This window comes from Mycolicibacterium litorale (genome assembly GCF_010731695.1).
GTDB classification, from domain to species: domain Bacteria; phylum Actinomycetota; class Actinomycetes; order Mycobacteriales; family Mycobacteriaceae; genus Mycobacterium; species Mycobacterium litorale.
In genome coordinates this window covers 3126270-3139207 of the sequence record NZ_AP022586.1, presented here as the reverse complement: position 1 = coordinate 3139207, position 12938 = coordinate 3126270, and the positions used below count along the sequence as shown (strand labels likewise).

13 protein-coding genes are annotated in these 12938 nt (G+C 69.6%); 10 read left to right on the top strand and 3 right to left on the bottom strand.

The window, feature by feature from the left end; translation table 11 throughout:
* The first annotated feature begins 11 nt into the window (after positions 1 to 11).
* Positions 12 to 1151, top strand: coding sequence for an oxidoreductase (locus G6N30_RS14880; protein ID WP_134054049.1), 1140 nt, complete (start codon positions 12 to 14; stop codon positions 1149 to 1151).
* On the top strand, positions 1148 to 2008 hold the full coding sequence (locus tag G6N30_RS14875) for a polysaccharide deacetylase family protein (protein WP_134054047.1): 861 nt from the start codon (positions 1148 to 1150) through the stop codon (positions 2006 to 2008). Before G6N30_RS14880 ends, G6N30_RS14875 begins: the two co-directional genes overlap by 4 nt.
* 3 nt (positions 2009 to 2011) lie before the next feature.
* Here the strand turns inward: G6N30_RS14875 and G6N30_RS14870 are convergent, their stop codons facing one another.
* Positions 2012 to 3565 (bottom strand): PucR family transcriptional regulator, encoded by a 1554-nt coding sequence (locus G6N30_RS14870; RefSeq protein WP_134054045.1) that lies wholly within the window; start codon positions 3563 to 3565, stop codon positions 2012 to 2014.
* Positions 3566 to 3673: 108 nt separating this feature from the next.
* On the opposite strand from G6N30_RS14870, the gene G6N30_RS14865 reads away from it, so the two are divergent.
* Positions 3674 to 5116: a cytosine permease gene (locus tag G6N30_RS14865; RefSeq protein ID WP_134054043.1), complete on the top strand. Its 1443-nt coding sequence runs from the start codon at positions 3674 to 3676 to the stop codon at positions 5114 to 5116.
* A 9-nt stretch (positions 5117 to 5125) separates the two neighbouring features.
* On the opposite strand, the gene G6N30_RS14860 is transcribed toward G6N30_RS14865, so the two are convergent.
* The gene (locus G6N30_RS14860; RefSeq protein ID WP_134054041.1) at positions 5126 to 5590 is read right to left on the bottom strand and encodes a tRNA (cytidine(34)-2'-O)-methyltransferase; all 465 of its coding nucleotides are present in this window, start codon (positions 5588 to 5590) and stop codon (positions 5126 to 5128) included.
* Between the two features lie 247 nt (positions 5591 to 5837).
* Here G6N30_RS14860 and G6N30_RS14855 point away from each other — a divergent pair, with 247 nt between their 5' ends.
* From G6N30_RS14855 to G6N30_RS14835, 5 genes are read left to right on the top strand one after another with little or no spacing between them, the layout of a single operon-like run.
* On the top strand, positions 5838 to 8456 hold the full coding sequence (locus G6N30_RS14855; RefSeq protein ID WP_407664753.1) for a HAMP domain-containing sensor histidine kinase: 2619 nt from the start codon (positions 5838 to 5840) through the stop codon (positions 8454 to 8456).
* Entirely contained in the window at positions 8453 to 8863 is a 411-nt protein-coding gene (locus G6N30_RS14850) for a roadblock/LC7 domain-containing protein (RefSeq protein ID WP_134054037.1), read from the top strand. The genes G6N30_RS14855 and G6N30_RS14850 overlap by 4 nt, the downstream gene beginning before the upstream one ends.
* Positions 8864 to 8870: 7 nt before the next feature.
* Positions 8871 to 9236, top strand: coding sequence for a DUF742 domain-containing protein (locus G6N30_RS14845; RefSeq protein WP_134054035.1), 366 nt, complete (start codon positions 8871 to 8873; stop codon positions 9234 to 9236).
* Positions 9217 to 9798 (top strand): GTP-binding protein, encoded by a 582-nt coding sequence (locus G6N30_RS14840; protein WP_134054033.1) that lies wholly within the window; start codon positions 9217 to 9219, stop codon positions 9796 to 9798. The genes G6N30_RS14845 and G6N30_RS14840 overlap by 20 nt, the downstream gene beginning before the upstream one ends.
* Position 9799: 1 nt before the next feature.
* Positions 9800 to 10351, top strand: coding sequence for a pentapeptide repeat-containing protein (locus G6N30_RS14835; RefSeq protein WP_134054031.1), 552 nt, complete (start codon positions 9800 to 9802; stop codon positions 10349 to 10351).
* An 8-nt stretch (positions 10352 to 10359) separates the two neighbouring features.
* Here G6N30_RS14835 and G6N30_RS14830 read toward each other — a convergent pair whose 3' ends face one another.
* Positions 10360 to 11226 carry a LysR family transcriptional regulator gene (locus tag G6N30_RS14830; RefSeq protein WP_134054029.1) on the bottom strand — a complete coding sequence of 289 codons (867 nt, stop codon included), beginning with the start codon at positions 11224 to 11226 and terminating at the stop codon, positions 10360 to 10362.
* A gap of 104 nt (positions 11227 to 11330) precedes the next feature.
* Here G6N30_RS14830 and G6N30_RS14825 point away from each other — a divergent pair, with 104 nt between their 5' ends.
* On the top strand, positions 11331 to 12041 hold the full coding sequence (locus tag G6N30_RS14825) for an SDR family oxidoreductase (RefSeq protein ID WP_134054027.1): 711 nt from the start codon (positions 11331 to 11333) through the stop codon (positions 12039 to 12041).
* Positions 12038 to 12886, top strand: coding sequence for an MBL fold metallo-hydrolase (locus G6N30_RS14820; protein ID WP_134054025.1), 849 nt, complete (start codon positions 12038 to 12040; stop codon positions 12884 to 12886). Before G6N30_RS14825 ends, G6N30_RS14820 begins: the two co-directional genes overlap by 4 nt.
* The last annotated feature ends 52 nt before the right edge of the window (positions 12887 to 12938 follow it).

The following is a 12938-nucleotide window of genomic DNA, read 5'->3' as shown; positions in this document are numbered from 1 at the left end:
AGGAGACCATCATGCCGTATGCGCACCCTGCCCTGAGCCCCGGTCGCCTCGGCGCACTGACGCTGCGGAACCGGTTGGCCGTCGCCCCGATGACCCGCGTGTCGGCAACGCCCGACGGCGCAGCGACAGGTGAAATGGCTGACTACTACGCCGCATTCGCGTGCGGCGGCTTCGGCTTGATCGTCACCGAAGGCATCTACACCGACACCGCGCACAGTCAGGGGTACCTCAATCAGCCCGGCCTGGCCACCGATGCGCATGTCGAGGCGTGGCGACACGTCGCCGACGCGGTTCACGCCGAGGGCGTGCCGCTCATCGCCCAGTTGATGCACGTGGGCGCTCTCTCCCAGGGCAATTCCTACGGTGCCGAGACGATCGCACCGTCGGCGGTCGCGCCGCGCGGACGACCCCTGGGCGAGTACGGCGGGCCGGACCAATGGCCCATGCCACGGGCCATGACCGATGGCGACATCCGCAGCGTCGTGAGCGGTTTCGCCGATGCCGCCGTGCGCGCCAAGGCGTCGGGCTTCGACGGGATCGAGGTGCACGCCGCCAACGGGTACCTGCTGGATCAGTTCCTCACCGTCTACACCAACCAGCGCGACGACGACTACGGCGGCGGCCTCGCCAACCGCATCCGACTGACGGCTGAGGTCGTCGAGGCCATCCGCGACCGGGTAGGCGCCGACTTGCCGATCGGAGTGCGGTTGTCGCAGACCAAGGTCAACGACTTCGCCTACCGCTGGCCGGGTGGTGCCGACGACGCCGAGGCCATCTTCAGCGCGCTGACCCGGGCCGGCGCCGACTATCTGCACATCGCCAGTGAGGGGAGGAATTTCCTCGACACCGCACAGCTCTCGGACGGCCGCACGATCACGGCGCTGGCCCGTGAGGTCAGCGGGTTGCCGGTGATGGCCAACGGCGGAATGCACGACCCTGGGCAGGCCGCCGACGTGCTCGACGGAGGGCACGCCGACCTGCTGTCGGTCGGACGAGGCGCGCTGGCCAACCCGGACCTGCCCCAGCGGCTCGCCGCGGGCGCCGAGTTGATCCCGTTCGAACACGCGATGATTCAGCCGATGGCGACCATCGCCAACACGCGGGACTGGTCGGCACGGCGTTCACTGACGCGACAGGCAGCTCACCGATGACCGCCCCATGGCATGGCCGTGCCGCCGCCGTCGCGACGCTGACATTCGACGTGGACGCCGAGACCCCGATCCTCGCCGCGGGCGGCCGCTACGCCGATCACATGACGACGATGTCGCACCAGTCGTACGGCCCCGACGTGGGCGTGCCGCGAATACTGGACATGCTCGACGAACTACGCGTCCCCGCCACGTTCTTCGTCCCCGGCTGGGTGGCCGAGCACCGGGTCGGACTGGCCGCCTCGATCGTCGACCGGGGACACGAGGTGGCGCACCACTCCTACAGCCACAGATCGCCGGTGACCATGACCCCGGTGCAGGAGCGCGCGGACTTCGCACGCGCCCTCGACGTGTTCGAGGCCCAGGGCATCGAGATCCGCGGCCATCGTGCCGCCCTGTGGGGTGCCAGCTGGCAGACCCCGGGCCTGATCGCCGAGCACGGACTGGCGTACGACTCGTCGCTGATGGGCGACGACCGGCCCTACCGCATTGCCACCGACACGGGGCCGATCGTCGAACTGCCGGTGCACTGGTCACTCGACGACTGGGAGCAGTACGCGTATGTGCCTGAGCCGCACGTCGGTTCGGTGATCGAGTCGCCGGTGAAGGTCGCCGAGATGTGGCGGGCCGAACTCGACGGCATGCGCCGGTACCGCTGCCTGTTCAACCTCTGCGTCCATCCGTTCCTGTCGGGGCGGCCGGGAAGGATTGCCGCCCTGCGGGGATTGATCGAGTACGCGCTGGAGCTGGGTGACGTCGCCTTCGCGCGGTGCCGCGACGTCGCCGACGCCGTGTGCGCTGACCCTGCGATCTCGCCGAGGACGCTGACACCGCCCCCGGCCGACGTGTACTCGCCGTAGCGCTCAGCTCAGGGCATCGGCCTCCACCGCGAGGAAGAGGTCGACGCGGTCCTCCAGCCGGCCGACGTCCCGCCCGGTCAGTTCGCCGATCTTGGCGATGCGGTTGCGCAATGTGTTGACGTGGACGTACAGCGCGTCCGCGGTGGCCGACCAGTGCCCATCGTTGCTCAGGAACGTCCGAAGCGTGCGTTCCAGTTCGGTGCCGTGCCGGTCGTCGTGGGTGCGAAGAGGGCCGAGGATGTCATCGGCGAAGCGACGCAGGACAGTTCGATCGTGCAGGCCCAGCAGCATCCGGTGCGTGCCGACATCGGCGTAGGTGCCGACCCGAGAGCCGGTGCTGCGCCGGCGCAGCACGTGGCACACCTCCCGGGAAGAGATGAGGGGCTCCCGTAGCGCCGCCGAATCGGCTGCCAGTGCACCGATTCCGACCACCGTGCGGTCCCCGGGGAACCGTTTGCCCATCAGCGTGACGAGGTCCTCGGCCAGTGCGACGACGCCTGCAGCGGCGCCATGCCAACCGAAGACGACGACGGTGTCTTGACTGCCCGCGACGACGACCGCCGGAACACCTCGCCGGGCGAAGAAGTCCTCGATCTCGTCGGTCGATCCCGCGGGTCGTTCTTGGCTGTCGCCGACGACGATGGTGGTGACGGCCAGCTGCCCGGCGGGGTCGATGCCGAACGCCCGCAACCTGTCTCGGAGATCTCCCGCGCGTGCCGCGCCCGACAGGATCATTTCGAGCAGCTCGCTGGAGAAACGGGACTCGATCGCTTGCAGTGCCTGCTGTTTGGTGACCTCCAGGCTCAGGAACCGGGCCGCCTGGTCGACGGCGCCCTGCTCGTCGGGCGTGAGTTCGGCCAGTGGTCGCATGCAGAACACGCCGGCGTCCACCTCGCCCATGGCCCCCTCGACCAGGAACAGCGAGGCACGACCGCCATCCGGGACGTCGACCTCCAGCGGCGGTGGCCTACGCGCGAGCGCCTCGGCGGCCGAATGGTCGAAGTCCGGGCCCACCTGGGCGCCGGCCAGTCTGCGGCCCATCCTGTCGACGACGACCAGGGGCAGGTCGTGGTCGCGACGCAGGACGTCGAGCACACCCTCGGCACCCCCGCCGCGCGAGATCGCCGTCGCGAGAGCGTTTCCGCGGCGCACCAGACCGGCAAGCGCCTCCTGGCGGGCGGCACCCTGGATGCGTGCGGCAGCTTCGGTGATGGCCGTGAACGGCACGGCGATCGACACCGATGCCAGCGGCAGTCCAGCCACCGTGGCGGCGTCGACGAGGTCCCGGGGGACGGTCGGCGACCGCTCGGTGAGCCCGAACACCAGCCCGCAGGCCCGGGCGCGCTGCAGAGCCGCCACGAAGGACGCGGCATCGGCTGTGTCACGCCACAATCCGTTGGTCAACACCAGCTCGGTGGCGCGGATGTAGGGCGACGGGTCGGGAAGTTCGGTGTTGTGCAGCCACAGCACTTCTCGGTCAAGGGCGTCGGGTGGGCCCGGCTCAAGGAGTTCGAGCTCCAGAGCGGGGTCGTCGAGCAGCGCGCGAAACGTGAGCACGTGTCACATCATCCATTCAAGCGGCGCGATAGTGGACGTTTATCCACTCACCGACCGTCTTCGGCGCTGTTTCGATGTCATCGATGCCAGCAACCGAGGAGCCACGCGATGTCGACCAGCCCGCTTGACACACCAGCCACGCAATCCTCCGCGGCCGACGCCGCGGTGCCCTTCGACGCCCACGGGATCGACCCGATCCCGGAGCGCAGTCGCGACTGCTCACCGTGGGAGTTGTTCTGGATCTGGTCGGGCGCCAACATCGCGCCGATCAACTGGGTTCTGGGCGCGTTGGGAATCACGTTGGGACTCAGCCTCCTTGAGACCCTCTTGGTCGTCGTCCTCGGCAACGTCATCGGATGTGCGGTATTCGGCGTTTTCAACGTCATCGGACACCGCACGGCCGTCAACCAGATGGTGCTGGGCCGGGCGCCCTTCGGAATGAAGGGCGCGATCGTGCCGGGGCTCGTGCAGTTCGCCTTGACGATGGGCTGGGTGGGGGTCAACACCTGGGTGGTGCTCGACTTGGCGCTGGCCATGCTGGCCGAACTCGGCGTGACCGGCGGTATGTGGCTGGAAGTCGTCGTCGCCGCCGGCATCATGGCGACCCAGTTGGGGCTGGCGCTGTACGGGTTCTACGCGATCCGCAGTTTCGAGAAGTACACCGTGCCCGCGACCGTCCTGGTGATGGCGGTGATGACCGTGCTGGCCATGGCGACCACCGACGTGAACTGGACCCTGACCGGCGCCTCGATGGACGCCGGCGACAAGGTCACCGCCGTCACCCAGCTGCTGACGGCGATCGGCATCGGCTGGGGTCTGACCTGGATTCCCTACGCGTCGGACTACAGCCGGTTCGTTCGGGTCACGGCGTCCGCCGGGGCGGTGTTCTGGTCCTCATCGCTGGGCATGTACGTGCCGACGGTGTGGCTCGCCGCGCTGGGAGCGTGTCTCGCCAGTGCGGGCCGCGGCAGCGATCCGTCCACCCTGGTGGTGAGCACGTTCGGGGTGATGGCCATCCCGGTGCTTCTGCTGCTGGTGCACGGGCCGATCGCGACGAACATCCTCAACCTCTACTCGTGCTCGCTGGCTGCGCTGTCGATCGGCGTGCGGGCCGCACGATGGAAGGTCACGCTGACAGCCGGGCTGGTGGCCTCGGGCGTGTTGGCGGTTTTCGTCAACGCCGACAGTTTTGCGCACGCCTTCGACCAGTGGATGGTCTCGATCCTGGTGTGGATCAGCCCGTGGGCGGCGATCGTGCTCGTCGACTACTTCGTCGTGCAGCGTGGTGCGCTCGACGTCGAGTCGCTGTATCGGGCTGAGGGATCGTCGCCGACGGGCCGCGCGTTCAACGTCAGCGGACTGGTCAGCCTGGCGGCGGGGCTCGTCGCCGGCTGGGCGTGGCAGTACGGGCTGGTGCCCGCGATGCAGGGGCCGTTGGCCAAGGCGCTGGGCAATACCGACTTCTCCTGGCTCTCAGGCAGTCTGGTCGCAGGTGGGCTGTACTTCCTGCTCACGCGGCGTTCGACGGTTGCCGACACCTTAGGTCGGTAGACGGGGATCTCACACGGCGCCGGAGAACCCGTGCTGACGCCACGCCTCGTAGACCGCGACCGCCGCGGCGTTCGACAGGTTCAGTGAGCGCCGGCCGGCCAGCATCGGGATGCGCACCTGCGCGGTGATGTGCGGGTCGGCCAGTGTCTCGGCATCCAGGCCGGTGGGCTCCGGCCCGAACAGCAGCACGTCGCCCGGTTGGTAGGCGATGTCGGCGAACGAGAGGTTTGCGTGGGCGGTGAACGCGTACACCGTGGTGGGCCGCAGCGCGTCCCACGCGGCCGCGAGATCGTCGTGCACGGTGACCGAGGCGAGGTCGTGATAGTCCAATCCGGCCCTGCGCAGTTTCGGTTCGGACAGGTCGAAACCCAACGGACGCACCAGATGCAGTTCGCATCCGGTGCCCGCCACCATGCGGATCGCGTTACCGGTGTTGGGCGCGATCCGCGGCGAGTAGAACATCAGCCGGAACATCCGACGATGATGTCAGGCCCGCCAGGGACTTTGCCCGTTTACCACACGAGTGCGCATCGGTCTGGTCACGAACTCTGTCTGTTCAGTAAGAATTGTGGAAACCCCAGCTGGCGGCTGTCATACTCGTCGAATTGCCAGGCGTACCAGGCGCGATCCCGCGCCCCGCAAACCGGTGCGAACAGCAGGAAACCTCCATGAATGACGCTTCAGTACTGACATGCGGAGCCGGCCGCGCGGCCGGGCGCCGATGACTGCCTTCACCCAGCACAGCGAGACACCGCCCGCGCCGCCGAAACGGCCGTCGCGCTGGTCCCCGGCGAACTGGCCCGTGCGCTGGAAGGTGCTCGCGATCGTGCTGGTGCCGCTGGTCCTGGCCGGCGCATTCGGCGGATCCCGCATCGCGGCGAATCTGCAGCAGGCCGGCGAGCTGCAGACGGCCGCGCAGCGCAGCGAGCTCATCCCCGACATCAACGGCTACATGGCCGCCCTGGAGGCCGCGGTCGTCGCCGCCACCGAGGGCGGTGACACGCAGTCGGCGTTGAGCGAATTCGACACCGCGAAGGCGGCACTGCGCCAGCAGCTGGACACCACCGACGTCATCCCCGACGTGCGCCTGGCGGTGAACACGCTGCTCGACCAAGGCCAGGACCTGGTCAACAAGACGACGGCGAACTCGATCGACCTGCGGCAGCGGGTCATCGCCTACGCGCCGCTGCTGCTGACCGCCGAGACCGCCATCACCGGTTCGGCCCGCGGCGACGAACAGGACGTGCAGCTGCAGGCCGAGGCGCTGTCGCGGGCCATCGGCGCGCGCGGCCAGATGGCGATGCAGAACATGCTCGTCACCCGCGGCGGTGACGTCCCCGAACCCGAACTGCGCGTCTCGATGATCACGGTCGCCGGCACCGAGCCGTCGACCGTGTCGGGCATGGCCGAACTGCTGGGCGGCGCCTCCCCGGAGGCCAACACCCTGCGCAGCGAGATGTTCAGGCGCATGTCGCTGATGTCCAACCCCACGGTGGTGCTGCCCGGCAACCCCGAACTGCTGCAGTCGCAGACCGTGACCGCCGGCATCGCGGACTCGATGATCGCCGACACCATCGAGGCGATCCCGGCCGCGGTGACCAGTGCCGCCGACGCCGAGCGGTCGGCCGCGATCCGCGACGCCGTGCTGGTGGTCCTGGCGTTCGTCGCCGCGCTGATCCTCGTGCTGCTGGTGGCCCGTTCGCTCGTGCGGCCGCTGCGCCGGCTGCGCGACAGTGCGCTCAAGGTCGCCCACGAGGACCTGGCCGCCGAACTCGACCGCGTGCGAGCCGGGGAAGACCCGGGTCCGGTCACGCCCATCCCGGTCTACACCACCGAGGAGGTCGGCCAGGTCGCGCACGCCGTCGACGAACTGCACGAGCAGGCGGTCCTGCTGGCCGGTGAGCAGTCCCGGCTGCAGCTGCAGGTCAGCGACATGTTCGAGACGCTGTCGCGGCGCAGCCGGTCGCTGGTGGACCAACAGCTGTCGCTCATCGACCGGTTGGAGCGGGACGAGGACGATCCCGAACGGCTGGAGAGCCTCTTCCGCCTGGACCACCTCGCCGCCCGGATGCGCCGCAACGGCGCCAACCTGCTGGTGCTCTCCGGCGCCTCGATCCCGCGCGACCGGACCGACCCGGTGCCGGTCGCGACGATCATCAACGCCGCCGCCTCCGAGGTGGAGGACTACGCCCGTGTCGTGACGGCCGCCGTCCCGGACAGCCGCATCGTCGGCGCCGCCGCCGGTGACCTGGTGCACCTGCTCGCCGAACTGCTCGACAACGCGCTGCGCTACTCGCCGCCGACCTCTGACGTGCGGGTGTCGGCCGTGCACACTGGGAACGGCGGGCTGGTCATCGAGGTCAGCGACACGGGGCTGGGGATGGCCGAGCCCGATCTGCGGGTCGCCAACGCCCGGCTGCAGTCCGGCGGCGAGGTCACCCCGTACACCGCGCGGCACATGGGCCTGTTCGTGGTGGGACGGCTGGCCGCACAGCACGGCTTCGTCGTGCGGCTGCGCGCCACCGTCATCGACGAACCCAACTCGGGCACCACCGCCGGGGTGTACGTCCCGGCCGAACTGCTCGCCCACACCGACATCCCGCCGCAGGCCCCGCAGCAGATCCACGTACCGCAGGCGGAGCCGTATGCCGCCGCACCGCCGCCACCGGCGGTCGCCGAACACGCCCGCCATCACCGGTCCGGACCCGGCGTCCATGAGCTCAACGGGCACAGCGAGCTCGGTGCGCTGCCGCAGCGTGACCCCGGCGCCAGCGGGATCGCGGGGTCGGCGGGGGAGCACACTGAGCCGCAGCGGCGGATCCCCGCGCCCACCGACACGTCGGCGTTCTTCGCCTCGCGCGCACAGGCGCACAGCAACGGGGTGCACGAGCGGCACGCCCCGGAGCCCGCCCCCGAACCGGCGCCGGAACCGGCACCCAGTCCGACCTCGGGCGCCGACGACGCGATCTACCAGTCGATGCTCTCCGAATGGCTGGTCGATCCGACGGAGCTTGGCAAGAGCGCCGACCTCGACTGGAAGTCGGTGTGGGATCACGGCTGGTCGGCGGCCGCTGCCGCGGACGAGGCGCCGGTCCTGCAGCGGACCGACGAAGGGCTGCCGGTGCGCGAACCGGGTGCGCGGCTGGTCCCCGGCAGCGGACGCAACGGCGGAGCGCACCGCAGCGACGACACCGACGAGCAGGTAGCATCGGCGGCTGAGGTCAGCGGCCCTCCGCAACGCGATCCGGAGGCCATCCGGGCAAGCATGAGCAGCCACTTCGGTGGTGTGCACGCAGGCCGCGCCCACTCGCGAGAAGCCAGAGGAACAGAATTCGAATGACCGCACGTTCGACGCAGCGCGAATCGCTCGACTGGCTGGTCTCCCGATTCGCCCGCGACGTGTCGGGGGTGTCCCACGCGGTGCTGGTCTCCGCCGACGGTCTGCTGATGGCGGCGAGCGAACACATGCCGGTGGAACGCGCCGATCAGCTCGCCGCGGTCGCCTCCGGACTCGCGAGCCTGTCGACCGGTGCCGCCCAGCTGTTCGACGGCGGGTACGTGCTGCAGTCCGTCGTGGAGATGGAGAACGGGTACCTGCTGCTGATGCGGGTCGGTGACGGCTCCAACCTCGCCACCCTGGCCACCCGGGCCTGCGACATCGGGCAGATCGGCTACGAGATGGCGATCCTGGTCGAGCGGGTCGGCACCGTCGTGCAGTCGCAGCGACGAACCCCGCAGCACTCGTGAGCGCGCCGTGGACGAATGGGAACCTGCCGCTGAACCCAGCCTGGTACGGCCGTACACGCTGACCGCGGGCCGCACGGATTCCCGTGTCCACCTGCCTCTCGAGGCGCCCATCGAAACGCTCGCATCGTCGCGCCTGCCGCGCTGGCCGGTCGGCGACGTCCGCGCAGACATCCTGGGGCTGTGCGCGCAGCGGCCGTCTGTGGCGGAGATCGCTGCACGTTTGTCGGTGCCCCTCGGCGTGGCGCGCGTGCTTGTGGGGGACCTCGTGGCGCAGGGTTATCTCCGGGTGCACACCACCCTCGACGAATCGGCGACCTTCGACGAGCGCCGCGAACTCATAGGAAGGACACTGCGTGGCCTACGAGCACTCTGAGAGGCGGCGCTCGAGCGCGACGAAGATCGTCGTCTCCGGCGGCTTCGGCGCCGGGAAGACGACGTTCGTGGGTGCGGTGTCCGAGATCATGCCGTTGCGCACCGAGGCGCTGGTCACCAATGCGTCGGCCGGTGTCGACGGACTCGAGGGCACCCCCGACAAACGCACCACCACCGTCGCGATGGACTTCGGCCGCATCACGCTGGCCGACGATCTGGTGCTGTACCTGTTCGGTACGCCCGGCCAGCGGCGGTTCTGGTTCATGTGGGACGACCTGGTGCGCGGCGCTATCGGCGCGATCATCCTCGTCGACGTGCGCCGACTGCAGGACAGCTTCGCCGCGGTCGACTTCTTCGAGGCGCGCAAGCTGCCGTTCCTGGTGGCGATCAACGAATTCGACGGCGCGCCGCGGCATTCCACCGAGGCGGTGCGCAAGGCGCTGGCGCTGCCCGACCACATCCCCGTCATCGCCGTCGACGCCCGCAGCCGCGATTCGGCGAAGGCCGCGCTCATCGCGATCACCGAGTACTCGCTCACCAGCCTGTCGGCGCTCCCGGGCTGACGTGGCGGAGTGGATCGATGAGGAATTCCTCGAACGGGACTTCCGCGACGAGGATCTGAGCCGTCTGCGCACCGAGCGGGTGGTGTTCGACGGATGCGACTTCAGCGGTGTCGACATGTCGGAGTCCGAACACGTCGGGTCCGCGTTCCGCAACTGCGTCTTCCGTCGAACATCGTTGTGGCACAGCACCTTTCGTAACTGCAGCATGCTGGGATCGGTGTTCACCGAATGCCGGCTGCGGCCGCTGACGCTGGTCGAGGTGGACCTGACGCTGGCGGTGCTCGGCGGATGCGACCTGCGCCGCGTCGACCTGTCGGACTGCCGGCTGCGCGAAGCCAGTCTGGTCGGTGCGGATCTGCGCGAGGCGGTGCTGCGGCGTGCCGACCTGCAAGGCGTCCGCGTGCAGAACGCCAAGTTCGACGGCGCTGATCTGCGTGCCGCCCGGGTGGACCCGACGTTCTGGACCACCGCCGCGGTGCGCGGTGCGCGCATCGACATCGACCAGGCGCTGGCGTACGCCGCGGCGCACGGGCTCGACGTGCACGGCGGCTGACGGCTCCCTCAGTCCGCCTCGGGTCCCCGGGCGACCTGCGCGAGAAACGCGCGGGCGGGAGCCGAAGCGCTCGCCGAGACGGCGACGCCGAGCTGCCGCACCGTTCTCGGCACCAGCGGCCGCACAACCACACCGTCGGGGAGCGGAGGCAGGCCCGCCCCCGGCAGGATGCTGACCCCCAGGCCGGCCTGCACGATGCCGAGGACGGCCGACATGTCCCGCGCCTCGAACGCCACGTCGAATTCGACACCGGCCTGGCGGGCGACCGGTGTGAACACCTCGGCGCAACCCCCGGTCGAGCGAACGAACGGGTAGGTGGCCAACTGCGCATAGGTCACGCTGTCCGCGGCGGCCAGCATGTTCGCTTCCGGCAACACCGCGACCATGTCCTGCTCGCCGAGCACCTCGCTGTCGAGCCCCCGGATCGGCAGGCTCACCACGCCGGCCTCGGCGGCGCCCTGATCCAGCCAGTCGCGGACCTCTTCCTCGCTTCCTTCGAGCAGCCGGACCCGCACCGCCGGATGCCGCTGGACAAACGCCCGGAGGTGAGGCGTGACGAGATTCGCGGTGACGCTGGGCAGGCTCGCCAGGGTCAGCGTGCCCGTGAGATCGCCCGCGAGCACGGCGATGTCGGTGCGCATCGAGGCCAGATGCCCCACCACGTGGCGGGCATGGGTCAGCGCCCGCGACCCGGCCTCGGTGAGCGTCACCCCGCTGCGGCCACGAACCAGCAGCGGCAGGCCCAGCTCCTTCTCCAGCATGGCGACGGCGCGGCTGACCGCCGGTTGCGACAACCCCAGCCGGCGGCTCGCCGCGGTGAAACCGCGTTCGTCGACGACCGTGACGAACGATTCGAGTTGCAGGACCGTCGGCATGGAGCCTCCTTCGATACGGAAACGGCATCACTCATGACAACGGTGTTATGACCGAATGACCTTCCCACGGCGTTGATCCGGTCAGGAACGTCGAAGGAGAAACCATGGCACCGAAACGCGTACTGATCACCGGGGCATCGAAGGGGATCGGCCGAGCACTCGCCGACCGCGTGGCCGAGGCGGGAGACCTGCCGATCGGCATCGCACGATCCTGGCCGGCGGACTTCCCGGGCGAATTCCACCAGGTCGATTTCACCGACCGCGCCGCCACCGGCGACGTGCTGAACCGCATCGTCGACGGCGTGACGATCGACGCGGTGGTCAACAATTTCGGCTTCGCGCGGTTCGCCCGCCTCGGATCGATCGACCTGGACGATCTGTCCTACACCTACGACCTGAACGTACGCACCGCCGTGCAGGTGGTGCAGGCCGCCCTGCCCGGCATGCTCGCCGCGGGGTGGGGCCGCATCGTCAACGTCACTACCCTGACCACCCTGGGCACGCCCGAGCGCACCCCGTATGCCGCGGCGAAGGCCGCACTGGAGGCCTGCACCCGGATCTGGGCGAACGAGCTCGCGTTGACCGGCATCACGGTCAACGCCGTCGCGCCGGGGCCGACCGAAACCGAGATGTACCGCGAACGCAGCCCGATCGGTTCCGAACGGGAAACCCGGTTCCTGGAGACCATCCCGATGCATCGGGTCGGTCAACCGCGCGAGATCGCGCACGCCATCGTCGCGCTGCTCGGCGAGGACGCCGGATACATCACCGGCCAGATCATCCGGGCCGACGGTGGCGGGAGCATCGCGGCATGACCGCACCGGGGCCCCTTTCGGTGGGCCGGCCGGAGGATCCGTCGGCCGCGCCGTCGTTGCGGTTCGACGACGTGATCGCGACCTATGCGATCGACGGGGTGCTGTCCGTGCCGCTGGATTTCTTTCCCGGCGTTCCGGGCGACTACTGGTCGGCGCGGCCCGAAATGCTCAGCGCCACAGGACGAGTGCATGTCGCGGCCGGTGGTCTGCTGGTCGAGAGCAGCGCCGCGACGGTACTCATCGACGCCGGTGTCGGTGCCGACCGGGGAGCGCTGCTCGACGTGCTGGCCACGGCCGGGCGCGGGCCCGACGACATCGACGTCGTCGCGTTCACGCACCTGCATTTCGACCACGCGGGGCGGGCGTTCGCCGCCCGCCACAAGACGTTTCCGAACGCCCGCTACGTCCTGTCGGCGGCCGAGTGGGCGCCGTACGCCGGCGGCGATCTCCGCGGCGACCGGTACACCCCGGCTCATGTCCTCCGCGAGCTGGCCCACACGCCGCTGGAGTTGATCAGCGACGGCGAGGAGATCGTCCCGCGGGTGCACGCCATCGTGACCGGAGGGCACACGCCGGGGCACACGGCGTACGTCATCACCTCCCGGACCGGCCGACGGCTCATCGCGTTCGGAGATGCCTTCCACATCCCGGCTCAGTTGGCTCACCCCGAGTGGTTCTCGTCGGCCGACGCCGATCACGCCGGTGTCCTTGCCGCGCGGCGCCGCCTGCTCGACGAGCTGAGCGCACCCGAGACCTACGGGTTCGGCTGTCACTTCGGCGATCAGGTGTTCGGCCGGGTCACCCCCGTCGGCACGTGGGCCCCGGTGCCCCCGGGGAGCGTTTGAGCTCGCAACGGCCTCTGGTCTTTTCGTGCCGCGGGGGCGAATACTGGCGCTC

Bases quoted from the DNA above. Each gene is read 5' to 3' on its own strand.
- G6N30_RS14880 (WP_134054049.1), top strand. From the start codon at position 12: ATGCCGTATGCGCACCCTGCCCTGAGCCCCGGTCGCCTCGGCGCACTG.
- G6N30_RS14875 (WP_134054047.1), top strand. From the start codon at position 1,148: ATGACCGCCCCATGGCATGGCCGTGCCGCCGCCGTCGCGACGCTGACA.
- G6N30_RS14865 (WP_134054043.1), top strand. From the start codon at position 3,674: ATGTCGACCAGCCCGCTTGACACACCAGCCACGCAATCCTCCGCGGCC.
- G6N30_RS14860 (WP_134054041.1), bottom strand. From the start codon at position 5,590: ATGTTCCGGCTGATGTTCTACTCGCCGCGGATCGCGCCCAACACCGGT.
- G6N30_RS14855 (WP_407664753.1), top strand. From the start codon at position 5,838: ATGACTGCCTTCACCCAGCACAGCGAGACACCGCCCGCGCCGCCGAAA.
- G6N30_RS14850 (WP_134054037.1), top strand. From the start codon at position 8,453: ATGACCGCACGTTCGACGCAGCGCGAATCGCTCGACTGGCTGGTCTCC.
- G6N30_RS14830 (WP_134054029.1), bottom strand. From the start codon at position 11,226: ATGCCGACGGTCCTGCAACTCGAATCGTTCGTCACGGTCGTCGACGAA.
- G6N30_RS14825 (WP_134054027.1), top strand. From the start codon at position 11,331: ATGGCACCGAAACGCGTACTGATCACCGGGGCATCGAAGGGGATCGGC.
- G6N30_RS14820 (WP_134054025.1), top strand. From the start codon at position 12,038: ATGACCGCACCGGGGCCCCTTTCGGTGGGCCGGCCGGAGGATCCGTCG.